Here is a 21,092-nt window from a genome sequence, read left to right as displayed (position 1 = left end):
CTGTTGTGGCGGCAAATGCTGCTGCGGTCAAAGGCCGGCTTCACAGGACAGTCACAAACTCCGCAATGGGCGCCTGCTGGGCACAGCGGTAACGCGAGGTTGCCCGGAATGCGGTTGCGGCGAACGGCGGCGCCGTCCGGCAAGGGGGCTTCCCTTTGCCCCAGCGTCCGGCCAAGGAAGCGCATGAACCGCCTTGCGCGCGAGGCGGGCCGGAGCCCGGAAGGGCTCCGTTGCAGGGTCAATCGTTGATGTCGTGGTTGAAGGTTTTCACCTGGCCCTTGGGCAGGGCGAAGAGCTTGCGCATCACCAGCCAGGCCGCCAGCGACAGGGCGGCGAAGATCAGCAGAAGCGGCGGCAGGCTGAGGCCGGCACCGGCCAGCAGCAGCAGCGCCACCACTGCGGCACCGATGGCAAAGCCAAGGAAGACAAAGCCCGGCGCCAGCACCTCGAGGATGGCCAGCGCCAGTGCCCCGGCGCCCCAGACCCACCACAAGGCCCAGAAAGGAGCGTCCATCACTTGCCTCCTTTCAGCAGGTTGAAGGCGTTGCCAAAGGCTTCCAGCGCGTGGGCGGGGACCACGATGGTCTGCTTGCCGTCACCGTTGCCGAGCGCATTGAGCGATTCCACCTGTTTCAGCGCCACCTGATACTGCGCCGCCTCAAGACCGTTTTCGGCAATTGCCTTGGCCACCACCTGGGTGGCATAGGCCTCAGCCTCGGCCTGGATGCGGCGGGCCTTGGCGGTCTGTTCAGCCGCGTAAAGCTCTGCGTCGGCCTGCAGTTCGACGGCGCGTTTCTGGCCCTCTGCCTTGGTGACCTCCGCCCGGCGGGCGCGTTCGGCATTGAGCTGCTGCAGCATCGCGTCGCGGGTGGCCTGGTCCAGGTTCACGTCGAGGATCTCGGCGCGGGTCACTTCGATGCCCCAGTCATCCACCGCGGTCTCAACCGCTTCCTGAATGCGGGTGATCAGCTGGGCGCGGTTCGACTGCACCTCGTCCAGGTCCATCTTGCCGATCTCGGCGCGCACGATGCCGGCCACGGTGGTGGCAATGGCGCCGTCCACGTCGCGGATCCGGTAGACGGTCTTTTCCGGTTCCAGGATGCGGTAGAACACCGAAGTGTCTATCTGCACCAGCACGTTGTCCTTGGTGATCGCGTCCTGGGTGGCATTGGGCAGCTGGCGTTCCAGGATCGAGATCTTGTGGCGGGCCACGTCCAGGAAGGGCACGATGAAGTTGATGCCAGGCCCCAGCACCGAATGCAGGCGGCCAAAGCGCTCGACCACATATTTTTCCGACTGCGGTACGATCTTGATGCCCTTGAGGACAATGATAACCAGCAGCACGGCGCCCAGCAGATACAGCAGGTTGCCGGACAAAAGGTCGAGGAGCAGGTCTTCGGTCATATAAAATTCCTTTGGTTGGTCAGCAGGAGGTGCAGGGGCGGCGGGCGCCAGCGGATCAGACGGTCCTCCGGGCAGGGGCTCTGCGCCGGATGTCTTGGCCTTGTTCAATGATGTGCCCTATTGTGTGCAATGGTATACAAGTGGGGTTTTGCGGCGCCATTTTCAAGATATGTATGGCGCCTGCCGGCGCGGCCTGGCAAGCCCCCTGGATCAGATCCGCGGGCGGATTCAGCTGCTGGCGGAGGCATAGATGGAGTTATCCAGCTCTGGCTGGCAGAAACGTTCGCCGGGCACTACGGTCACATTCTCAGTCAGCGCCTGGCGGCCCATTCCTCCCGCCCGAGCTGCATTTGCGGCGGCTGGTCTGCTGTGGACATGGGCTTGGCTCCTTGGCATTAGGGGTGAATCACCGGGATGCCGGTTTGAGTGTAACGGCAGGAATACGAGATGGCAGAGCTTTTCAACTTTGAACTGAAGGCAACCGATGGCAAGGCGCGCACGGGTGTTATCAATACCCCGCGCGGCGGGATCCGCACGCCTGCCTTCATGCCGGTTGGCACTGCCGCAACTGTCAAGGCAATGATGCCGGAAAGCGTGCGCGCGACCGGCGCCGATATCCTGCTGGGCAATACCTACCACCTGATGCTGCGCCCGACGGCAGAGCGGATCGACCGTCTGGGGGGCTTGCACAAGTTCATGAACTGGGAGCGCCCGATCCTGACCGACAGCGGCGGCTTTCAGGTGATGTCGCTGGCGGGTCTCAGGAAGCTGACCGAGAAGGGCGTGACATTCAAATCCCATGTGGATGGCTCCAAGCATGAGCTGACGCCGGAACGCTCGATGGAGATCCAGCGCCTTTTGGGATCGGACATCGTGATGTGTTTCGACGAATGCCCGGCGCTGCCTGCGGACCGCGACCGGATCGCCGAGTTGATGCGCCTGTCGATGCGCTGGGCGGAGCGGAGCCGCGAGGCCTTTGGCGACCGTCCGGGCCATGCGCTGTTCGGTATCATGCAGGGCGGGCTGGAGCCGGATCTGCGCGAGGAAAGCGCCGAGGCGCTGAAGAAGATCGGATTTGAGGGCTACGCGGTGGGCGGCCTGGCCGTGGGCGAGGGGCAGGAGGCGATGTTCGGCTGCCTGGATTACGCCCCTGGGTTCCTGCCCGAGGATAAGCCGCGCTATCTGATGGGGGTGGGCAAGCCTGACGACATCGTCGGCGCGGTTGCGCGCGGTATCGACATGATGGACTGCGTGCTGCCGTCGCGCTCGGGCCGCACAGGGCAGGCGTTCACCCGCTATGGTGTGGTGAACATCAAGAACGCCCGCCATCAGGACGACCCGCGGCCGCTGGATGAGCAGTGCAGCTGCCCAGCGTGCTCGAACTATTCGCGTGCCTATCTGCACCATGTGTTCCGTTCCAACGAGATGATTTCGGGAATGCTGCTGACCTGGCACAACCTGCATTACTTCCAGGAGATCATGGCAGGAATGCGGGAGGCTATTGCTGCCGGCACGTTTGAGGCCTGGCAGAGAGATTTCCACGACACCCGCGCGCAAGGCGATATTGAGCGATTGTAGTCGCAGCAATTTAAATCAAATTCAGCAGGGGCAGGCGGTTTGGCGCCGCTGCACCCGCAATGAGGTAATCGGCCCTAAAGACTTCTGTGTTGAGGTGAACCGGATCCAATTTGTTTGAGAGTTTGATTTATGGCCGGTTACACCATGAGCATGGTTTACCTAGGAAACCTTGCTGAACTGGACACGGTTGACGGTAATGGCAGTGCCGAGAACCAGGCCGCGCTGCTGGGCAGTTATTACGGGGCCGGGGATGCGGCCTCCAACCATATCGTGGATGTGACCGCGACCGACAATGATTCCGATGGCGCCATTGAGGGCAATGATACTGCCAGCCCCGAAACCATCACCTATGATCTGGGGTCCGGGCTGGTCACGACGCAATATGATGCGGTTTTCAACGTCGATGTGACGGTGGACTTTCTGACTGACGGCGTGCCGGATTATTCTGGCGTTGGCGGCATCGTGCAGACCGAAACCGGCGATGTCTTCATGGTGATGATCGACGATGATGCCGGGCTGGGTGCCAATGATCTGGACGATTACCCGATCTCCTCGATCACCATCAATTCGATATCGAGCTTCGGGACATCGCAGGACGCTTCGGCCAGCGACGGGCAGAGCTTTGTGCCCTGTTTTGCAGCCGGGACCCTGATCCGGACGGCCCGGGGAGAGCTGCCTGTGGAACGGTTGCGGGCCGGCGACCGGGTGGAAACCCTGGACAACGGCCTGCAGGAGGTTGTCTGGACCGGGCGCAACCGGCTGAGCGCGGCGTTTCTGGCGCGGCAGCCGCATCTGTGCCCGGTGCGGATCGCCGCCGGTGCGCTGGGCGAAGGATACCCGGAACGCGACCTGATCCTGTCGCCGCAGCACCGGCTGCTGCTGACCTCGCCGGTTGCCGCCCGGATGTTCGGTGAGCGGGAGGTGCTGGTGCCTTGCCTGCGCGCAGCCGGGCTGCCCGGAATCACGCAGGTCCGGCCATCCCTGGGCGTGCATTATTATCATTTTCTCTGTGCGGAACATCAGATTGTCCGGGCGCATGGTGCCCCCTGCGAGAGCCTGTATCTGGGGCGGCAAAGCCTGGAGGGGCTGACGCCCGGGTCGCGCCGGGCCATTGCTGCGCTGCTGCCGGACAGGGTCAGGGCAGCCCAGCAGGGCCTGCTGCCGGGGGCGCGGATGATGCCCGCAAAGCAGGCGCGGCTGCGCCGCCTGGTCCAGCGGCACGGCAAGAACCGGCACCCGCTGCTGGCCCGGTTGCAGGCACTATAGGGCTGGTGGTCCCGGGCGATGCAGCAAACAGGAGAAAATTTAGGAACCAAGCACCAAATCTTTACCTCATTCGTGCCTTGTGATCCGGGACAGCTGCGGGCAAGGTGTCCCCCAGCCTTGAAGGCGGCCGGTTGAAAATCCCCGGCCGCTGCACCAAGTAAAGACCTCCAATGAGGAGACGGGCCAAAGCTGCCGGATACCGGGGCCGGGCCGTCTTGCCAAACCAAAGGACCGAGTATGCAAGAGCCACTCAATTCCTCCTACCCAGTCCTGCCGCTGCGCGACATCGTGGTCTTCCCCCACATGATCGTGCCGCTGTTCGTGGGCCGGGAAAAATCGGTGCGCGCCCTGGAAGAGGTGATGGCCGACGACAAGCAGATTCTGCTGTCCAGCCAGATAGACCCCTCCGAGGACGATCCCGAAACAGATAGCATCTACACCGTGGGTGTGCTGGCCAATGTGCTGCAGCTGCTGAAGCTGCCTGATGGCACCGTCAAGGTGCTGGTCGAGGGCCAGACCCGGGTTAAGATCACCGAGTTCCTGGAGAACGACAGCTTCTTCGAGGCCAAGGCCGAGGAACTGGCCGAGATGCCGGGCGACGTCACCACCACAGAGGCGCTGGTGCGCACAGTGGGCGACGAGTTCGAGCGTTACGCCAAGGTCCGCAAGAACATCCCCGAAGAGGCGCTGTCTGCCGTGGGCGAGACCGCCGAGCCGGCCAAGCTGGCCGACCTGGTGGCAGGCCATCTGGGTATTGAGGTCGACCGCAAGCAGGAACTGCTGGAGACGCTTTCCGTAAGCGAGCGGCTGGAGAAGGTCTATGGCCTGATGCAGGGCGAAATGTCGGTCCTGCAGGTCGAGAAGAAGATCAAGACCCGCGTCAAATCCCAGATGGAGAAGACCCAGCGCGAGTATTATCTGAATGAGCAGATGAAGGCCATTCAGAAGGAGCTGGGCGACGGCGAGGAAGGGGCCGGCGAAATCGCCGAGCTGGAAGAGAAGATCGCCGCCACCAAACTGTCGAAAGAGGCGCGCGAGAAGGCGGATGCGGAGCTGAAGAAGCTCAAGAACATGTCGCCGATGTCCGCCGAGGCGACTGTGGTGCGCAACTACCTCGACTGGATCCTGTCGATCCCGTGGGGCAACAAGTCCCGCGTCAAGAAAGACCTGAACAAGGCGCAGGATATCCTGGATGCGGATCACTATGGCCTGGAGAAGGTCAAGGAGCGGATCGTTGAATATCTGGCGGTGCAGCAGCGCTCGGTTAAGCTGAAGGGGCCGATCCTGTGCCTCGTCGGGCCTCCGGGCGTGGGTAAGACCAGCTTGGGCAAATCGGTTGCCAAGGCGACGGGCCGCGAGTTCATCCGCATCAGCTTGGGCGGCGTGCGCGACGAGTCCGAGATCCGCGGCCACCGCCGCACCTATATCGGCTCGATGCCCGGCAAGATCATCCAGGCGCTGAAGAAGGCCAAGACCACCAACCCGCTGATCCTGCTCGATGAAATCGACAAGATGGGGCAGGATTTCCGCGGCGACCCGGCGAGCGCCATGCTGGAGGTGCTGGATCCGGAACAGAACAACACCTTCATGGATCACTATCTGGAGGTCGAGTATGACCTCTCGAACGTGATGTTCCTGACCACCTCGAACAGCTACAACATGCCCGGGCCGCTCTTGGACCGGATGGAGATCATTCCGCTGTCGGGCTACACCGAGGACGAAAAGCGCGAGATCGCCAAGCAGCACCTGATCTCCAAGCAGGTGAAGAACCACGGCCTGAAGGCCAAGGAGTTTGAGCTGACCGAGGATGCGGTGACCGAGATGATCCGCACCTACACCCGCGAGGCGGGCGTGCGGAACCTGGAGCGCGAAATCGCCAAGGTGGCGCGCAAGTCGTTGACCAAGATCGTCAAGAAAGAGACCGACAGCGTCACTGTCACGGCGGAGAACCTTGATGATTTCCTGGGTGTGCCGAAGTTCCGCTTTGGTCTGGCCGAGAAGGAAGATCAGGTCGGTGTGGTGACCGGGCTGGCCTATACGTCTGTGGGTGGTGAGCTGTTGTCGATCGAGGCGCTGCGGCTGCCGGGCAAGGGCCGGATGAAGACCACCGGCAAGCTGGGCGACGTGATGAAGGAGTCGATTGAGGCGGCGTCCAGCTATGTGCGATCGGTGTCGCCGAAACTGGGTATCAAGCCGCCGCGGTTCGACAATTGGGATATCCACGTGCACGTGCCGGAAGGCGCCACGCCCAAGGACGGCCCCTCAGCCGGTCTGGCGATGGTGACGTCGATTGTCTCTGTGCTGACCCAGATCCCGGTGCGCAAGGACATTGCGATGACCGGCGAGGTGACCCTGCGCGGCAATGCGCTGGCGATCGGCGGCCTGAAGGAAAAGCTGCTGGCGGCGCTGCGCGGCGGTATCAAGACGGTGCTGATCCCGCAGGAGAACGAGAAAGACCTGCCCGATATCCCGGACAACGTGAAGGAGGGGCTGGAAATCATCCCTGTCAGCCATGTGTCCGAGGTTCTAGAGCATGCGCTGGTCTCCAAACCCGAACCCATTGAATGGGATGAGGAAGCAGAGGAAGCCGCAGCTGCCAAGGCGGCGCTGAAAGGCTCCGGCGAGGGGGCAGGCGCCACCGCGCACTGATCCGCTGATCCTGTCAGCAGGCAAAGGAAAAGGGCGGCCCAAAGGGGGCGCCCTTTTTTAGTGCCCTCTTCCGTTCCGGCCCTTCTTGCCGGGGCGTGTGTTCCTTGGTGCCGGGGCGGCTTTGCCGCAGGCCCTCCCGCCCGCATCTGGCTGCGCTTTCGCGCCGCCGCTGCGGTTGGGCATGGCGCCGCACCTGCGGTGCGGCGCGCGGCCTGCCCCGGAGGGGGCAGGCCGCCGGGCCCAAAATCCGGAGGATGCCCGGCCGCAGGCCAAGCGTCCTGCGGGTGCGGGAGTTCCCCGCAGCCCTTCTGATAATGGGGTCAGGCGGCCTTGCTGGCACCGGCCATCTTGGCCTGCACCGTGGCAACCGCAACTTCTGCCGGGCTGACATCCGCCGCCTGGGCCTGGGTCAGGATCGCCGCCATGGTTTCATCCAGCGCTTGCAGCTTCTTGGCGACGAAGCCCTCACGGTCCTTGATCTTCTGGATCTCGGTCGCGACGTTGATGATGCCGCCGCCGTTGGCCACGAAATCGGGCGCGTAAAGAATGCCGCGGGCGTGCAGCGCCGCGCCGTCCCCGGCCGTGGCCAGCTGGTTGTTGGCGCCGCCCGCGACGATATCCGCCTTCAGCTGCGGGATGGTGCGGGTGTTCAGGATGCCGCCGATGGCGCAGGGAGCAAAAACGTCTGCCTCGGCGCTGTAGATCCCTTCCAGGGGCACTGCCTTGGCACCGAATTCGGCAACTGCCTGTTCGACACGGGCCGCGTCGATGTCGGTGACCACCAGCTTGGCGCCGGCCTCGTGCAGGAACTGGCAGAGATACCAGCCCACGTGCCCCAGGCCCTGAACCGACACGGTGACGCGGTCCAGTTCGCGGCTGCCATGCTTGTGGGCGCGGGCGGTTCGGATTGCGTTGAAGATGCCGCGCGCAGTGACTGGCGAGGGGTCGCCGCTGGCGAACTCACCATCCGCGAGGCCGGCCACGAACCGGGTTTCCTCGGCCAGGATGCCCATGTCGGCCGGGCTCATGCCCATGTCTTCGGCTGTGAAATAGCGGCCGTCCAGCCCTTCGATGGCGCGGGCAAAGGTGCGCAGCAGCTCTGGCGACTTGTCCTTGGCCGGATCGCCGATGATCACCGCCTTGCCACCGCCGAGCGTCAGCCCAGCCGCCGCGTTCTTGTAGGTCATGCCTTCGCTGAGGCGTTTGACGTCGGTCAGGGCTTCGTCCTCGCTGGCGTAGGGGCGCATGCGCAGGCCTCCGGCTGCCGGGCCCAGCCGGGTGGAATGCACGGCGATAAAGCCCAGGAGGCCAGCGGATGGCTCCTCGACGCGGTAAATCTCTTCGTGGGTGTCTGATGCGACGGCCGTCACTGTCATTGGGAATGTTCCTCCTCAGCCTTCATTCAGGATACTGGCCCGGCGGCGCGGATTTTCACTAAAAACCGGAGGTGAAATTGTATGATTTGGCGAAAAACTCTAAAGTTTGGCGAACAAGTAGAGGTAATCGCCATGGATTCGATTGACCGCAAGATTGTGGCCGCGCTGCAGCGCAACGGCCGGCTGAAGATTTCCGAACTGTCGGAGATGGTCGGCCTGTCGCCCACCCCCTGCGCCCGGCGGGTGGCGAACCTGGAGGACAGCGGCGTGATCAGCGGCTATTCGGCGCGGGTGGATCAGGCCAAGCTGGGGCTGCCGGTGACAATCTTTGTCGCGGTGGAGCTGGAGCGGCAGTCGGCCGAGGCGCTGCAGGCGTTTGAAGCGGCAGTGCGCAAGTTCGACCAGGTGATGGAATGCTATCTGATGACCGGCACACGGGACATCCTGCTGCGGGTGGTGGCCGAGGATCTGCCGGATTTCGACCGCTTTCTGGAGGACCGGCTGATGCGGGTTCCGGGCATCCGCAACACACGGTCCAGCTTTACCCTGCGGACCATGATCCGGCGCGAGGCGCTGCCGGATTGCTAGGATCAGGATCCTAACCGGTTCACGGCGGCGGAGGTTTTGTGCTATCCTCTGTGAACAGGACAAGCCCGTCCGCCCGCCGCCCGGCTTTCTTCAGGGGCGGATCAAGGGGCAGGCGCCGGGCGCAATAACAGGTGGAATGGGGCATAAGATGGCACGAGCAACCAGCAAGAGCAGCACGGCTGCGCGCAAAACCGGGGCGCGCAAGGCAACCAGCCGCAAGACGGGCACATTGAGCGCGGGAGCAAAACCCGCAGCTGCGGCAGCTGCCAAGCCGCAGTCTAGGAAAACCCCGGTGCAAAAGGCGCCTGAGACCGCAGCTGCGGCGCCGGCGCCGGTGGTTGTTGCCGCAGCGGCGCCAGTGGTGTCTGCCCCTGAGCTGGCCAAGAAAGAACTGATTGAAATGGCCGTGGAGCGCAGCGGTGTTAAGAAGAAGGACGCCAAGCCGGTGGTGGAAGCGGTACTGGCCGCGCTGGGGGAGGCCGTGGCTGAGGGCCGGGAGCTGAACCTGAAGCCCTTCGGGAAGATGCGCATCAACCGCAGCCAGGAGCGCAGCAACGGTACAGTCTATGTCTGCAAGCTGCGTCAGCCCGCGGCGGCGCCGGAAGCCGCCAAAGAAAATGCCGGGGAGGGCGAAAAATCTTCCAATGACCCTCTTGCAGAGGCTGCGGCTGACAGTTAAAAGCCTGCCTCACGGGTGATTAGCTCAGTGGTAGAGCGCTTCGTTCACATCGAAGATGTCAGGAGTTCAAATCTCTTATCACCCACCATCATTGTGGAAAGGCGCTCCCTGAACAGGTTGAGCGCCTTTTCTTTTTTCCGGGGTTCCGCTGTGCGGCTGGTGCCGTTACCACTTTGCCTGAGGAACCGGGCAGGGGGCATCTGATGCAATTTCCGAAAATCTGGCTGCTGCGGCATGGGCAGACCGAATGGAATGCTGAACACCGCATTCAGGGGCAGCTGGAATCACCGCTGTCGGCGCTGGGGATCGAACACGCCCGGCGCCAGGCAGAGCTGATGGCGCCGGTTATGGCGCAGCGGCCTGCCTGTTTTGCCTCGCCGCTGGGACGGGCGCAGCAGACCGCCGATATCGCGCTGGGCGGCGCGCCTTTTGCGACCGACCCGCGCCTGGCTGAGGCTTATGCAGGCGACTTTCAGGGCATGACCCTGGAGGAGGTGGCGGCAAAGTACCCGCAGATCCATGGCGCCAACCCGCGCAATCTGGATCTGTTCTGCGAAGCGCCGGGCGGCGAAGGCTATACCAGTTTCCATGGCCGCATTCTGGAGTTCATGCAATCGCTGAGCGGCCCGTCGGTGGTGGTGGCGCATGGGCTGCTGGGGCAGGTGATGCGCGGCATCGTCTGCGGGCTGAGCCGGGACCGTATGGCGGCGCTGCCGAACGGGCAGGGCTGCGTGTACGTGCTGGAAAACGGAGTGGAAACTGTTTTGGAATGAGCTGGGCGCGGCGGAAAAAAATTTCTGATTTTCCTCTTGCGCTGCCCGGCGGCTTTGTCTAAATCCCCGCTCATCGGGTCGTTAGCTCAGTTGGTAGAGCGCTTCGTTTACACCGAAGATGTCGGGAGTTCGAGCCTCTCACGACCCACCATTCAACTCCCTGAAATCATTAGGCTTGATGCTCTGCCGACTGCGGATCTGCGAAGCGCGCAGCGGTTCCATGAACCTAGTTTGCTTTCCTGAAGTTCATGAAATCCAGCACCTCGGCCGCGTCCTGCATCTGATCAGGCAGGAATTGGGCGTAGGTTTTGAACGTGATCTGCACATTGCTGTGGCCCAGGTATTGCGAAACCTTTTCAATCGGGATGCCCGCGCCTAGCAGGTGGACAGCAGCTGTGTGCCGCAGCTCGTGAATAGTGACGTGGCCGATGCCCGCGCGCTCGATAGCATTGGACACGCCCTTACGGATGCTCTTAACCGGGCCGCCGGCATACTCGATCACATAATCGCTCAGCGCGGCATCGCTCGCGGTCTGCAGCGCTGCGCGGGCGCTGGCGTTCATTGGGACAACCGCGCGGCCTTTTCTGGTGGCGCCGTCCTCTTTGCGGAGGTTGATCACACCGCGCTCCAGGTCGATCCGGTCCCAAGTGAGGTCAAGGACCGCGCCGACGCGGGCCGCAGTGCCCAGTAGCAGGATCAAGGCGAGGCGAATATGCGGGTCATGCGCCGCGCTGATCAGCGCGCGGATTTCCTTGGTGTTCAGGATTTGCTTATCGCTGTCGGGCTTGGCCGGCCGCCAGATGTGGGGAGTGGCGCCCTCGAACATGCGAGCTTTCTTCCCGAAATTCAGCGCGCTCTGGAGATGCCCCAGCTCGGTCCAGATCGTTCCCTGTTTTTTCCCAGCTGCAAGGCGCTCGCGTTGGTAGGCCTGGCAAAGCGGCTTGTCGATATCCTGCGGCAGGAAGGGGCCGAAGTGGGGGAGGATAGCCTTGCCCGTGTAGCCCATCGTTTTCGCCGTGGGCTTTTCCCCCAAGTCTGTAACATAGGCGTCCCAGATCTGCTGCACTGTTGCGCCCCGGGGCATGGACTTAAAGGTCTCACGCCGGAAAACATCTACTGCCTCGGCTTCCGCTTCCTTTCTCGAGCGTGCCGCAAGCTGATACCGCTTTCGTTTTCCAGTTTCAGGGTCGTCCCAGTAGACGCAGAGGCCGCCGCGGAGGCGTCCGATGTTGATGTCTGGCATTCGAATTCCTCAACTGCGGATTGGGGGAAGCGGTACATTTTCCCGACGCGGAAATAACGGATCTTTTGGTTGCGTGCCAGTTCGCGCACGCTTTCGGCGGAGCAGCCCCAGCGTTCGGCCAGGGTGTCCGCAGAGAATGGGCGGGCTTGCTCCATCTATTTCACCTCCTGTAGTGCGGCGTTTTGATCTTCTGCCGAAGCGGGCACGGCCAGGGCTTGCTCCATGCGCTCCAGGGCCTTTCCGGCCTGCCTGGCGCCCGATGGGTCGAACTGGTTCCGACTTTCGAGGATGCGCAGGTTCGTCTGCGCAATGCGGATTGCTGCCTCCAGCTGGGCGCGGGTCGGTGTGGTGGGCACCGGCGGTACAGTGCGTTTGTGGCGAGGCCAGGATGCGAGGGCGATCACGCTGCTCGCGCCTATGGCGATGCCTGCGAGGAGTTCGATCATGCGTAAACCTCTGCGTGCTTGGGGGTCGGGCCGGGGGTGGAATTGGCCGAACGCGCCATTTGGATCAGAAGGTTCCTGAACTCTGGCGGGGTGGCGATGCGTGGGGTGCTGTCTTTGCCGCCACCCTTGAAAGCCATGAGGCCAGCTTTGCGGCAGTATTCGATCCCGTGACGCTCCACGGCCCACGCCGGGAAGTCCTCGTCTCTGACCGGGTTAACGCCCCAGCGCAGTTCGGGCAGAGGGTCGATGCCAACCGCATACAGCCATGTGGGTTTCGGGCAAAAGTGCCCGTACTGGCCCTGCTCAACGCGGCAGGCCCAGCCGCCGTGTTCGTCTGCTTTCACCCAGCCGCCTTTGCGCGGTGGTTTGGTGAGGCCGAAATGAGCCCATGCGTGGCTGTGTTCAGGGTGCTCCAAAACGCCGCCGAACCGGCGCACGTCAAACAGGGCCGATTTAAAACAGCCGCCATCGTCGCCTTTGCGCTCAACGTGCCCGCGCTTGATGTTGCCGGGCTGGCCTTTCCACATCTTCCCCCAGCGCTGGCAAGGGGGATGCGCCACGACGGGGAACGGGCCGCCGTACATGCGCGCGTCTTCTTCTTGGTCCCACGGCTGAACGTCAGGCAAATTGAAGTAGCTGCCGCCGGTTTGGACATATAGGGCTGCAATTTGGCTCAAAGGTCTTTTCTCCAAGGGTTTAAACTGCGTCTTGAAAGCAACCGGGCGGGTGTTTGCATAAGGGAGTGAACCAGGTTTGGCGGGTTTCTGGCAGCCCGCGGGGTGCGGCTGCTTCATGCTGGTTCGGGTGCCCGGTTGCTGTCAGGGCGCAGCGTTGATGCGATCCTGGGTGGCGGCGATCCAGTCGCGGTCTGAGCCGTACCATTCGACCCAGAGCGCGCGGTCGCGGTGGATGGCGATCTTGGTTGTGTCAAAGTCGCCCTGGTGGTGGCCGTCGCACAGCGGGATGGCTTCGTGATCCGGTACGCGCTCGTTGCCGTGGCGCTCGCAGATCGGGTGATGGGCTGTGGTCGGCGAAAGCTGAGTGAACCCGAAAGCTTCGCAAATACAGCAGGGTAGGGCGCGTACTTTGCGTAAATGCTCCGGGTTCGGTTTGGCCTTGAGCTGCTTGAGGCCAAGCGGGCCGCGGTTCATGATGTTCATTTCGCCACCTTTAGCCACGGGTCAAAGCCCATCTCCGAAATGAACCGCAGCTGCGCCTTGCGGAAGTACTGGGCGAACTCGCTCTCGTTCATCTTGCTGAAAGCTGTGGACTGCACGCGGATCTCCCATTGCCCGGTCAGAGGGCTGAAATACTCGTCGACATAGCCGCAGTATTTCTTGAGGTCGGCGTGCAGGCGCTCAGTCGTCGGCCAGACGTCGCAATGCTCTATGGCGGTGTGCAGGCCCGCCCAGTAGGCGGAGTTCCGGGGCAGGCCGCGGCCCTTGCGGGGCTTGGCCGTCAGAACCTGGCCGAGCACCAGATCCTCCAGCATCGGCGCGCTGTGCCGGCCGTAGGACTCAAGGCCGCCCGGCGTTTTGATCAGCAGGATATCGGGAGTCTTGTCCATTACGCGGCCTGCTCGTTGGTGCTGAACGGATCATCCTCGGTCACCGCGTCGTCATCCTCAGCCGCGGCCAGGTCGGCCTGCACTGCCATCTTCTGCAGCGCGTCGAGCTTGATCTCGGTGCCGGGCAGCAGGCCGTTGACGACTTTGCGCGCCCAGTTGTCGTTGGCTTTGACCTTCTCGCTGTTCCACCAGGCGGTGAAAGCAGCCTTGCCGTGTTTCGCTGCTTTTTCAGCATCCTGCAGGACGGCGTTGATTTCCTCGGCAGTCGGCTCGGCGGGCATCTGCTGCACTTGAGGTGCTGCCAGCGGCGTGACCGTGTGCTGCTTCTTCTTGCCCCGCGTTTCGGCGAGAAAGAACGACTGCGGCGCCTCCATGTGCGAAAGGTGCGAGATGCGGATGCCGCCGACCTTCATGCCGCCGTACTTCACATCGGGATCGAGATAGAGCGTCATGGAGCGGCCGATGTAAGCGGAGCTGTCGTCACCCCAGACGCGGATCAGCAGCCGACGCATGGTCTTGCATGGCTTGAACGGCTTGCCGTTGTCGCCTTCGAACTGGATCCAGACGGGCTGGTCTTCGGAGGTGTTCACCCTTACGCCAGTCACGCGGATAGTGCGGTCGCCACCGATCAAGTCATCGGCGTTCAGCTGGTCGGACTTGGCGGCGATGGTGTGCAGAATAGAGGTCACAGGATCATCCCTTCATAGTCGATACGTTCAGTGGGGGTGTAGACAGAGGCATTCGCTGTGGCGGCGCGGTATTCCGCGATGATACCCTGCACGTTCTCCTCAAAGGCGCGGGCGGCCTCGGCAATGGCCGCCTGATAGTCAGGATCCGGCACGACGCGATGCACCATCATCGGAAGGCCGTGTGAGAAGCTGATGAAGTCGCACCAGTCCCGGCCGGACAGCAGCAGGCCGGCCTGCACCTGGGCCATGTATTCCTTGGGGATGCCTTCGCCGCGCTCGCGGGCGGTGATGCTGGCGATGTGCAGATGCGGGTCGCGGCTCTTCACCTCGATCAGCCCGTCAGCGCCGACCAGGCCGTCAGGCGAGTAGCCGAAGTACGGGAAGCGGTCATTGGTGATGAAACCCACCTCGATCACGCTGGCGTATTTCTTGGCATAGAGGTCGCGGGCAACTTCCTCGTCGATATGGCCGCGCAGCATCTTCTCGGAGGTGAACGGATCTTCCTCCGGGATGCCGGTGATGCGCTGCACTGCGATCTTGTTGGCCAGGGCGCGGGTCTTGTCGTTTGCCGCCAGCTTGAGGGTCGGCGTCACGATCTCTTTGACTGCGCTGGCTGTCAGCACACCGCAGCGCAGCTGGTGCCATTCATCGCTGCCTTGCTCTGCGTTGTGCAGCTTGACGGGTGAAAACTGGTTCATGTCTCGCTTCTTTGGAAAAGACCCCCGGCGGCGCAGAGTTGCGGCAATGCAGCCGCCGGGGGTGAGTAGGGCGCCAGGACGTAGGACAGGAGGCGCCCGTCTGGGGAGGTTCAGGGTGTCTGATGCCACATGGTGCGCAGCGTCTCGGCGTGACCGGTTAGCTGGGCACCGATGGAAAGGGCGCCGATTGCCATGCAGGCCCAGAAGAGGACGTGCATTGCGGTGTGGCGGCCGCGGCGCGGGCGCTGCAGGGCAGGGTGTGCCCATGTGCTTGTGCTGAAGTTGTGATCGAGCCCCCGGCGAGCCGTTCGTTGTGAGTGGTGGCGCTTGGTAGCGCCCGCCGGGGGCGAGCCTGCTTCCTTGAGGAGTGGCTCAACCTTGGGTTTAACTTGTTTCATGAAAATCACTCTGCCGCAATAGCCAAAAGCGGCTCAGCTGCGCGGAGGAGGGCGGCAGCGTCAAACTTGGCGCCCTCGTCATCGTAGATGTTCTCGAACTCGGCCAGTTCCTCAGGGAAAGCCTCTTCCTCGAAATAGGCCTCGATGCGGGTCACCTCTGCTTTTCCAAAGCGCAGGGCCAGCTCATTGCGGCTGTAGAGCATGTCATCGACCAGGGCGAAGGCGATGGAAGCGAAGACCTCCCAGCCGCCGGCCTCACCGGTTTCCGGGTCAGCCGGCACGCGGGAAGCAGTCCAGCAGAACTCGGCTGAACCCTCGAAGTCCTCGCCGCTGCGATCCGTCAGTTCGATTTCCTTGAAGGCCGTGCTGTGCATCTCGGTTCTCCCTTTGCTTGGGAGTAAATTTACATATGAAAAATCATACGTCAATAAGAAATGTATGAAAAATCACACTTACGCTTTGGATCGATGCCACTGCCCCTGCTACACACTCCCCATCAGCGCCGCGTGTGCGAAAAGAAAAAACCGGCACAGGGCCGGAGGAGGGGGAGCAAGATCGTCGCCGGAGTTTAGGCGCGCTGCGGTACTAACCGGACGATCGCTTCAGCTGAAAATTTGAACTCCTGATCAGTGGCAAGCAGATCTAACCAAAGTCCGCTTTTCAGGGGTTTTGTGAACTTCAGTAATTGCATGTATAAATACAGATATAAAAACATGTGTAAATATATGTGTGATAACTGAGGGGAGAATTTTGTATGGATAAAAAACCATGCAAAAATTAGAACCGGGTGGAGCTATGACTGAAGAGACGACCGAGGCGGCAGCAGTGGGAAGACCACCTAAGAAAGAAGAGGATAAGGTGGGCGACCCGAAAGCGGTGACGTTCACGCCTGCGCAATGGGGGCGGGTCAACCGGCACCTGGAGGCCACGGGAAAGCAGTGGATGGAGTTCGCCCGCGAGGCAATTCTTGAGAAGCTGGATCGCGACGAAGAAGCCCCAAAATAGCCGATGTAGAGAAAACGAATTCCGAAAAGGCGCGTAGAGAAAATGCCCTCAGAATCCACAATGCCATCGGCTACTGCAGGCTATTTCCTGTTCGCCCCGGGGCGGCCTGAACCCGGCGGCCAACGGGAGGTCTTGGCCCAGCACGGCATTACAATGGACAACAAGGGGTGGTGGTTCCGTGATGAACTGAAGAGCAAAACCACGCGCCCGCGGTAGAAGCTTAAGGAGCGTGAAAGGCTGCTCTTGTGCTTGCGTTCTGGCGATACGTTGGTTGTGGCGGACGCGAAATGCCTGGGTTTTACCGAGGCGGATGTGAAGTGGTTTCTGGGGGAGGTTGGCAGGATCGCCGTTAAGGTGGTGGTCGGCGATGGTTCGCTAGTCATTGAGCCGGGCAGTGACACAGCGAAAATCACAAAGCAGATCGAGCTATCTCAGAACGCGATGCACCAGCGCAACTGGCGCCGCAATAAGTCGAAATAGCTTAAAACCGCGAAATTGAAGAAGTACCGTAGAGAGCAGAAGTTGGGGGCGGGAAACAGGTACTGGAGGAACACCAATGGCCATGAAGATCATAACGGGTGGAGAACTGATGAAAGAACAATGCGGGCAGTGGGTATGATCTCATTTCACTCTCTTGTATCTGGGACGGTTCAAGGAAGGGATAGGAGAGAGGATTTTTGGGAGCTGGTCTTGGATGATGCCAGGCAAAAGCTTTTTGTAGTGCACTCTTGGAGCCACATGGACGGCTACAATCCTTGGGTGTCTTCAGACGGTTCTCTTGAATACAGCGTGGCGGAGTTTTTGGAGGAGGGGCCAACCAGTGCCGCAGATGCCCTTAAAGCGGTTTTCAGTGAGAAGCCAAAGTAGGAGTTTCCAAGTGCCTAGCCCCAAATTCTAAGTAGGTGAAGGAGTGCGCATGTTTTCAATTTTTCAGGGCGAGCGCGGGGAATACGCAGAGTTTCTGTGCCCTAAATGTGGTTTTGAGGATCTGATGAACATGGATCAGGTCCCAGAAGCTGGCGAGCAGTGTTGGTGCCTTGGTTGCGGCGAAGAGTTAATAGCAGAGCGCAGCGACGAGTCCGAATAAGGAGGCTTAAGGAGCGGGAAACGTTGCTACACTGCCTGCGTTCCGGCGATACGCTGGTTGTAGCGGGCGTGGAATGCCTGGGCCTGTCAGAGGCGGACGTGCAGTGGTTCCTGGGTGAAGTAAGCCGGATCGGGGCAAAAGTTATTGTCAATGGTGGCTCTACGGTTGTTGAACCTGAGGCCGACACAACCGATATTGTTGAGAGCGTAAAGAGGTTCCAGAAGGCATTGCACATGCGCAGTTCCCGAGCACGGGGCAAGTCGCAAGAAAACAAGTAAAGATACAAAGGGAAATGTTTGATGTGGAAGGAATTTTCGCGCTGGAGCCCAGATGCCTATTTCGCTCGATTTGGCGCTCTGCTCATCGGTGTCGGGATTGGGTTGTGGGTTATCTATCGCTTACCTAGTGCGATAGAAAATCCGTTCCTTGCGGTGGGTTTGATAAAGGCCTTGCTGTTGCAAATTGTGATTACCTTTTTCGTCTTGTGGCTGCATGCAAGATTCCGAATGGAGAAGGGAAAGTACAGCCCGTCTGGGTTCCTTTGGTATTCATGGGGGATTCAGGTGTTTCTTTGGACGGCCGGACTTTGGGTTCTAGCACAATGGACGGTGGACGCTGACAAGGCTCACTTAGAGCCACTTTTTGTCGCGATCAGTCTAACCTCAGCCGTCATCGAGTACTGCAGGAGGCTGTTCTCCAGTAGCGGATTTGAAGTGTCCAAGTAAGGAGCCGGGTAGCTGAGCGCGGACCAAGTTAGGCGAGCGCAGGTGGACCGGAAGAGCGGAAGTCACGGCCAGGCAATATCTGGTGGTCCAAGCGCAGCGGGTGAAAGCCCCGCATCCAAAAAAGGAGCTTGCAGTATTTGAGGAAACAATTCTTTTCAGGGCAATTCGCTTTGGGTCTTTTTTCTGGTGTGGCTGTAGTAATTTTGCTGCTGCTCTTTCTGGTGGGGCTAAACTATTGTCCGAGCGCTCCTTGCTCTGAGGAAAATGCGGCCAGTTTCTTTCAAAACATTGTAGATGCATGGATTGAGCTAGGGCCAAGATCTGTTTCAGAGCCTGTACCTGCTGATAAATTCGGCCATCTTGATTTCTATAAACATAAAGGACTTAAGGCTCAAGAAGAGGCCGCTAGAGCCACAAACGTACTGGCGATCTTAACGCTTGTATCAACTGTTTTGGGGATTTTGGGGGCTGGCGTTCTAATTTGGACGCTGTTGGAAACAAAGGCGGCAACGAGAGTGTCGGCGCAAAGTCTGGATTTGATGCGCCAGTCGCATATCCGAGAGTCCCGTGCCTACGTGACGGTTTCAAAAACGGAGCTGGACTGTCGGGAGGGCGTAGTCGGTGTAAAATTAGTCTTCACAAACTCGGGGCCGACCCCCGCCCTCGGAATGTCATACGGCAGTTTTGTAAAATGGAATAGATCTCCCATGGGTTTTTCACGGCGACCGGTTTTCTATGACGAACGTTCGGTAACCCCGCTAGTGAAAGGCGAGGAGTTCAAGGTCGAGTTTGATGCTCCCCTGCCATCAGGGCAGTGTCAGGGCGAATTCACCATGGGTCTTACAGCAGTGATATTGATCACTTACAGGGATGTTTTCAGAGTAAGGCGGAGAACGCTCTATAAGGGTTTTGTGACAGCTGAGCAGCTTAATTCTGGAAAGAAAAATTTCCAAATTGCTTCTAGGCATAATCGCATCACTTGACTTCAAGATGCGTGCCGACTTTTTTTTAAATTACCATCCATCAAAGGAGACGAGCATTTGGGGAGCTTTCTTGACTACGTCGTGGCTGCCCTTGGTTTGGCTCTGCTGGTGCTTCTTTTTGGCTGGCCGCTTCTGAGTGTTGCATGCGCGTGTGTTGCCTATGTGAGGTACCACCTGTTCGGCATTCACTCTTCTTACATTGATGATCTATTCTATCGATCGTCTCGCGAGGAATTCACGCCACCGCCGAACATTCTCAAGGGGCTCACCCCCTTCGCTGCCATCGCTTTGATGGCGTGCCTGGTATTTATCTAGGTAGAAGATTGATCCAAAAAAGGAGCTGAAAGTGGCAGGGGGAGAAATCAATTCGTTGCGGTGGGATTTTGGTCGCGTACTTAGTATTTTTGAAAACCGCACTCTGACGCAGGGAATGAACTGGTTTCACAATTTCCCCGTAAACTGCTGTGAGTATGCATCTGCATACCTAGCGGCAGCTCTGGTGAGACGGTACCCGGATGGTGAAGTATTTGTAGTGCACGGCGAATTTAGTCAAACAGGCGAACAACATTTTTGGGTCGAAGCAGATGGTCATGTTCTGGATGTGACCGCACACCAGTTTCCAGAGTTTGATGGGCCAGTGTTTTTGCTAGGTCGCCATCCATTGGAAAGTAAGTTCGACCAGCTCGAACGCCTTACAGCTTCGGAGGCCTGTTCGAGGCTTTCTTCCATGAGTGAAGCATTTGTTGCATTGCTGTTGGTGGGCAACAGCTAAGGTCCATCAAAGGAGCAAAGGTGTGCCTGAAGTTCTTGTAATCATGACCTGCAAAGACACCGACGATGTGTTGCGAGGGGGAGGTTGCGGTTGGTGGCGGGTGAGCAAAGGCAGGGCGTCTCGTGCCGAGGCGGCCCTTCTTCTTCACAATGCTCATGATCGACGCAAGCCAGGGAATGTCGAGGAGCACAGGCGGCCGTTTCTCGCTGCTCGCATCAAAGATGTGGTTGGGGATAGTGATGGCCGGGTGTCCGTTCAATTCTCTCAAATCGCCGATGTCAGCGGGCAGGCCATACATTGGGCTGGACGTAACCCGTTCACTTATTCGGCAGCGGGCATTCTTGAAGGTTTGAAAATTGATGATTGGCAGGCCGTCCCTGAAGTTTCTGATCGGGACGCGCTGAACTACCGGAAGGTTTGGGACAGCACCAATCAGGTAGTCTAAACCAGTTAAATATCCACCAAAGGAGGCAGTTCAGGGAGATGGATGGAAAGAATTTCGAACAGTTTCAGTTGATCAACGAAAAGGCAATTGATACTTCAAACGCTGTTATTAAGACAGGCCTTCTGATCAATGGCGGTGCTACGGTCGCCGTGTTAAGCTTTGTGGCTGCTATCGCCAGTAATAACGGCAAGTATTCCGCGATGATAGTCGGCGTTTCGGATGCACTTATGCTGTTTTCCTATGGGGTTATTGCTGCTGTCATCGCGTCTGCACTGGCTTACTTCACGCACTTTTCTTTGCTCGCCTACTTAAACGCAAAGGTGGAAAACAAGAGGCGGGCCGTTTCTGCATGGAAGTGGGGGAAGCGACTTTTACATGTATCTGCAATACTTGCAGTTCTAGCGTCTGTTGTTCTTTTTGGTTTTGGTGCTCATGAGGTCAAAAAAGCGATTGTTGACGGTGCTGCGAGTTCCGCCGCCGATATCGATGTGTCCAACTAAGGAGGGCTTTGGATCCTTCCGAAGAGTGGGCATTCAATGCGACCTTTCCTTCCGCAATTGGCCGGGCTTCCTAGCCGCAACCTAAAGCCTGCTTAGGGCTCATCCTACCTTTCTCGCGCGTCCAAAGGTTGTCTTTCGCTGAGCCTGTCGCGCTAGTAGTGAGCTGGCGATTCCACTGCATATAGCGCCCGCACTGCGGTGCTTTCACGGTTTTCACTCTT

At 59.9% G+C, this 21,092-nt stretch carries 27 protein-coding genes and 2 tRNA genes; 17 read left to right on the top strand and 12 right to left on the bottom strand.

The features are described 5' to 3' along the window. Nucleotides 1-238: 238 nt before the first annotated feature. Nucleotides 239-514 carry an NfeD family protein gene (locus ACXAEK_RS17865; protein WP_475043921.1) on the bottom strand — a complete coding sequence of 92 codons (276 nt, stop codon included), beginning with the start codon at nt 512-514 and terminating at the stop codon, nt 239-241. After that, nucleotides 514-1,404, bottom strand: coding sequence for an SPFH domain-containing protein (locus ACXAEK_RS17860; RefSeq protein ID WP_475043919.1), 891 nt, complete (start codon nt 1,402-1,404; stop codon nt 514-516). The genes ACXAEK_RS17865 and ACXAEK_RS17860 overlap by 1 nt, the downstream gene beginning before the upstream one ends. Nucleotides 1,405-1,851: 447 nt before the next feature. Between ACXAEK_RS17860 and tgt the strand changes: the two genes are divergently transcribed. From tgt to lon, 3 genes are all read left to right on the top strand, one after another. After that, entirely contained in the window at nt 1,852-2,982 is a 1,131-nt protein-coding gene (gene tgt, locus ACXAEK_RS17855; RefSeq protein WP_475043917.1) for a tRNA guanosine(34) transglycosylase Tgt, read from the top strand. A 129-nt stretch (nt 2,983-3,111) separates the two neighbouring features. After that, complete coding sequence (locus ACXAEK_RS17850; protein ID WP_475043915.1) at nt 3,112-4,248, top strand: Hint domain-containing protein; 1,137 nt, start codon at nt 3,112-3,114, stop codon at nt 4,246-4,248. A gap of 237 nt (nt 4,249-4,485) precedes the next feature. Then, complete coding sequence (gene lon, locus ACXAEK_RS17845) at nt 4,486-6,897, top strand: endopeptidase La (protein ID WP_475043913.1); 2,412 nt, start codon at nt 4,486-4,488, stop codon at nt 6,895-6,897. 320 nt (nt 6,898-7,217) lie between these two features. Here lon and ACXAEK_RS17840 read toward each other — a convergent pair whose 3' ends face one another. After that, nucleotides 7,218-8,273 carry a Glu/Leu/Phe/Val family dehydrogenase gene (locus ACXAEK_RS17840; RefSeq protein WP_475043911.1) on the bottom strand — a complete coding sequence of 352 codons (1,056 nt, stop codon included), beginning with the start codon at nt 8,271-8,273 and terminating at the stop codon, nt 7,218-7,220. Between the two features lie 132 nt (nt 8,274-8,405). On the opposite strand from ACXAEK_RS17840, the gene ACXAEK_RS17835 reads away from it, so the two are divergent. From ACXAEK_RS17835 to ACXAEK_RS17815, 5 genes are all read left to right on the top strand, one after another. Continuing rightward, on the top strand, nt 8,406-8,861 hold the full coding sequence (locus tag ACXAEK_RS17835) for an Lrp/AsnC family transcriptional regulator (RefSeq protein WP_475043909.1): 456 nt from the start codon (nt 8,406-8,408) through the stop codon (nt 8,859-8,861). Nucleotides 8,862-9,009: 148 nt separating this feature from the next. Then, complete coding sequence (locus ACXAEK_RS17830) at nt 9,010-9,540, top strand: HU family DNA-binding protein (protein WP_475043907.1); 531 nt, start codon at nt 9,010-9,012, stop codon at nt 9,538-9,540. 13 nt (nt 9,541-9,553) lie between these two features. After that, nucleotides 9,554-9,628: transfer RNA gene (locus ACXAEK_RS17825), tRNA-Val, on the top strand. Between the two features lie 115 nt (nt 9,629-9,743). Next, a complete protein-coding gene (locus ACXAEK_RS17820; RefSeq protein ID WP_475043905.1) occupies nt 9,744-10,313 on the top strand; it encodes a histidine phosphatase family protein in 570 nt (189 codons plus the stop codon). 75 nt (nt 10,314-10,388) lie between these two features. Beyond that, a tRNA-Val gene (locus ACXAEK_RS17815) sits at nt 10,389-10,464 on the top strand. A 75-nt stretch (nt 10,465-10,539) separates the two neighbouring features. Here ACXAEK_RS17815 and ACXAEK_RS17810 read toward each other — a convergent pair. The 9 genes from ACXAEK_RS17810 to ACXAEK_RS17770 form a co-directional block, all read right to left on the bottom strand. Continuing rightward, complete coding sequence (locus ACXAEK_RS17810; protein ID WP_475045303.1) at nt 10,540-11,541, bottom strand: tyrosine-type recombinase/integrase; 1,002 nt, start codon at nt 11,539-11,541, stop codon at nt 10,540-10,542. Continuing rightward, on the bottom strand, nt 11,427-11,711 hold the full coding sequence (locus ACXAEK_RS17805; protein WP_475043903.1) for a helix-turn-helix domain-containing protein: 285 nt from the start codon (nt 11,709-11,711) through the stop codon (nt 11,427-11,429). Before ACXAEK_RS17805 ends, ACXAEK_RS17810 begins: the two co-directional genes overlap by 115 nt. Continuing rightward, nucleotides 11,712-12,002, bottom strand: a complete 291-nt coding sequence (locus tag ACXAEK_RS17800) for a hypothetical protein (RefSeq protein WP_475043901.1) — start codon at nt 12,000-12,002, stop codon at nt 11,712-11,714. Continuing rightward, nucleotides 11,999-12,679, bottom strand: a complete 681-nt coding sequence (locus ACXAEK_RS17795; RefSeq protein ID WP_475043899.1) for a hypothetical protein — start codon at nt 12,677-12,679, stop codon at nt 11,999-12,001. The genes ACXAEK_RS17800 and ACXAEK_RS17795 overlap by 4 nt, the downstream gene beginning before the upstream one ends. 141 nt (nt 12,680-12,820) lie before the next feature. Continuing rightward, nucleotides 12,821-13,162, bottom strand: a complete 342-nt coding sequence (locus tag ACXAEK_RS17790; protein ID WP_475042550.1) for a hypothetical protein — start codon at nt 13,160-13,162, stop codon at nt 12,821-12,823. Then, nucleotides 13,159-13,569 (bottom strand): hypothetical protein, encoded by a 411-nt coding sequence (locus ACXAEK_RS17785; protein ID WP_475042552.1) that lies wholly within the window; start codon nt 13,567-13,569, stop codon nt 13,159-13,161. The genes ACXAEK_RS17790 and ACXAEK_RS17785 overlap by 4 nt, the downstream gene beginning before the upstream one ends. Then, nucleotides 13,569-14,258 carry a hypothetical protein gene (locus tag ACXAEK_RS17780; RefSeq protein ID WP_475042553.1) on the bottom strand — a complete coding sequence of 230 codons (690 nt, stop codon included), beginning with the start codon at nt 14,256-14,258 and terminating at the stop codon, nt 13,569-13,571. Before ACXAEK_RS17780 ends, ACXAEK_RS17785 begins: the two co-directional genes overlap by 1 nt. Then, entirely contained in the window at nt 14,255-14,956 is a 702-nt protein-coding gene (locus ACXAEK_RS17775; RefSeq protein WP_475042555.1) for a lambda exonuclease family protein, read from the bottom strand. The genes ACXAEK_RS17780 and ACXAEK_RS17775 overlap by 4 nt, the downstream gene beginning before the upstream one ends. Nucleotides 14,957-15,359: 403 nt before the next feature. Further along, nucleotides 15,360-15,728, bottom strand: a complete 369-nt coding sequence (locus ACXAEK_RS17770; RefSeq protein ID WP_475042556.1) for a hypothetical protein — start codon at nt 15,726-15,728, stop codon at nt 15,360-15,362. 421 nt (nt 15,729-16,149) lie between these two features. On the opposite strand from ACXAEK_RS17770, the gene ACXAEK_RS17765 reads away from it, so the two are divergent. The 9 genes from ACXAEK_RS17765 to ACXAEK_RS17725 all read left to right on the top strand — a co-directional run bounded on the left by ACXAEK_RS17765 (nt 16,150) and on the right by ACXAEK_RS17725 (nt 20,871). Further along, nucleotides 16,150-16,359, top strand: a complete 210-nt coding sequence (locus ACXAEK_RS17765; protein WP_475043898.1) for a hypothetical protein — start codon at nt 16,150-16,152, stop codon at nt 16,357-16,359. Nucleotides 16,360-16,602: 243 nt separating this feature from the next. Then, nucleotides 16,603-16,839 (top strand): hypothetical protein, encoded by a 237-nt coding sequence (locus ACXAEK_RS17760; RefSeq protein ID WP_475043896.1) that lies wholly within the window; start codon nt 16,603-16,605, stop codon nt 16,837-16,839. Between the two features lie 15 nt (nt 16,840-16,854). Continuing rightward, nucleotides 16,855-17,226: a hypothetical protein gene (locus ACXAEK_RS17755; RefSeq protein ID WP_475043894.1), complete on the top strand. Its 372-nt coding sequence runs from the start codon at nt 16,855-16,857 to the stop codon at nt 17,224-17,226. A gap of 519 nt (nt 17,227-17,745) precedes the next feature. Continuing rightward, complete coding sequence (locus tag ACXAEK_RS17750) at nt 17,746-18,171, top strand: hypothetical protein (protein WP_475043892.1); 426 nt, start codon at nt 17,746-17,748, stop codon at nt 18,169-18,171. A gap of 137 nt (nt 18,172-18,308) precedes the next feature. Further along, nucleotides 18,309-19,154: a hypothetical protein gene (locus ACXAEK_RS17745; protein WP_475043891.1), complete on the top strand. Its 846-nt coding sequence runs from the start codon at nt 18,309-18,311 to the stop codon at nt 19,152-19,154. A gap of 57 nt (nt 19,155-19,211) precedes the next feature. Further along, complete coding sequence (locus ACXAEK_RS17740) at nt 19,212-19,469, top strand: hypothetical protein (protein ID WP_475043889.1); 258 nt, start codon at nt 19,212-19,214, stop codon at nt 19,467-19,469. 31 nt (nt 19,470-19,500) lie between these two features. Beyond that, nucleotides 19,501-19,926: a hypothetical protein gene (locus ACXAEK_RS17735; protein WP_475043887.1), complete on the top strand. Its 426-nt coding sequence runs from the start codon at nt 19,501-19,503 to the stop codon at nt 19,924-19,926. 22 nt (nt 19,927-19,948) lie between these two features. Then, the gene (locus ACXAEK_RS17730; RefSeq protein ID WP_475043885.1) at nt 19,949-20,371 is read left to right on the top strand and encodes a hypothetical protein; all 423 of its coding nucleotides are present in this window, start codon (nt 19,949-19,951) and stop codon (nt 20,369-20,371) included. Nucleotides 20,372-20,409: 38 nt separating this feature from the next. Next, complete coding sequence (locus ACXAEK_RS17725; protein WP_475043884.1) at nt 20,410-20,871, top strand: hypothetical protein; 462 nt, start codon at nt 20,410-20,412, stop codon at nt 20,869-20,871. Nucleotides 20,872-21,092 lie beyond the last annotated feature (221 nt).

This window comes from Leisingera sp. ABM4_101 (genome assembly GCF_056158725.1).
This window is presented reverse-complemented; position numbering and strand designations above follow the sequence as displayed.

Bases quoted from the DNA above. Each gene is read 5' to 3' on its own strand.
- ACXAEK_RS17865 (WP_475043921.1), bottom strand. From the start codon at position 514: ATGGACGCTCCTTTCTGGGCCTTGTGGTGGGTCTGGGGCGCCGGGGCA.
- ACXAEK_RS17860 (WP_475043919.1), bottom strand. From the start codon at position 1,404: ATGACCGAAGACCTGCTCCTCGACCTTTTGTCCGGCAACCTGCTGTAT.
- tgt (WP_475043917.1), top strand. From the start codon at position 1,852: ATGGCAGAGCTTTTCAACTTTGAACTGAAGGCAACCGATGGCAAGGCG.
- ACXAEK_RS17850 (WP_475043915.1), top strand. From the start codon at position 3,112: ATGGCCGGTTACACCATGAGCATGGTTTACCTAGGAAACCTTGCTGAA.
- lon (WP_475043913.1), top strand. From the start codon at position 4,486: ATGCAAGAGCCACTCAATTCCTCCTACCCAGTCCTGCCGCTGCGCGAC.
- ACXAEK_RS17840 (WP_475043911.1), bottom strand. From the start codon at position 8,273: ATGACAGTGACGGCCGTCGCATCAGACACCCACGAAGAGATTTACCGC.
- ACXAEK_RS17835 (WP_475043909.1), top strand. From the start codon at position 8,406: ATGGATTCGATTGACCGCAAGATTGTGGCCGCGCTGCAGCGCAACGGC.
- ACXAEK_RS17830 (WP_475043907.1), top strand. From the start codon at position 9,010: ATGGCACGAGCAACCAGCAAGAGCAGCACGGCTGCGCGCAAAACCGGG.
- ACXAEK_RS17820 (WP_475043905.1), top strand. From the start codon at position 9,744: ATGCAATTTCCGAAAATCTGGCTGCTGCGGCATGGGCAGACCGAATGG.
- ACXAEK_RS17805 (WP_475043903.1), bottom strand. From the start codon at position 11,711: ATGGAGCAAGCCCGCCCATTCTCTGCGGACACCCTGGCCGAACGCTGG.
- ACXAEK_RS17800 (WP_475043901.1), bottom strand. From the start codon at position 12,002: ATGATCGAACTCCTCGCAGGCATCGCCATAGGCGCGAGCAGCGTGATC.
- ACXAEK_RS17790 (WP_475042550.1), bottom strand. From the start codon at position 13,162: ATGAACATCATGAACCGCGGCCCGCTTGGCCTCAAGCAGCTCAAGGCC.
- ACXAEK_RS17785 (WP_475042552.1), bottom strand. From the start codon at position 13,569: ATGGACAAGACTCCCGATATCCTGCTGATCAAAACGCCGGGCGGCCTT.
- ACXAEK_RS17775 (WP_475042555.1), bottom strand. From the start codon at position 14,956: ATGAACCAGTTTTCACCCGTCAAGCTGCACAACGCAGAGCAAGGCAGC.
- ACXAEK_RS17770 (WP_475042556.1), bottom strand. From the start codon at position 15,728: ATGCACAGCACGGCCTTCAAGGAAATCGAACTGACGGATCGCAGCGGC.
- ACXAEK_RS17765 (WP_475043898.1), top strand. From the start codon at position 16,150: ATGACTGAAGAGACGACCGAGGCGGCAGCAGTGGGAAGACCACCTAAG.
- ACXAEK_RS17750 (WP_475043892.1), top strand. From the start codon at position 17,746: ATGTGGAAGGAATTTTCGCGCTGGAGCCCAGATGCCTATTTCGCTCGA.
- ACXAEK_RS17725 (WP_475043884.1), top strand. From the start codon at position 20,410: ATGGATGGAAAGAATTTCGAACAGTTTCAGTTGATCAACGAAAAGGCA.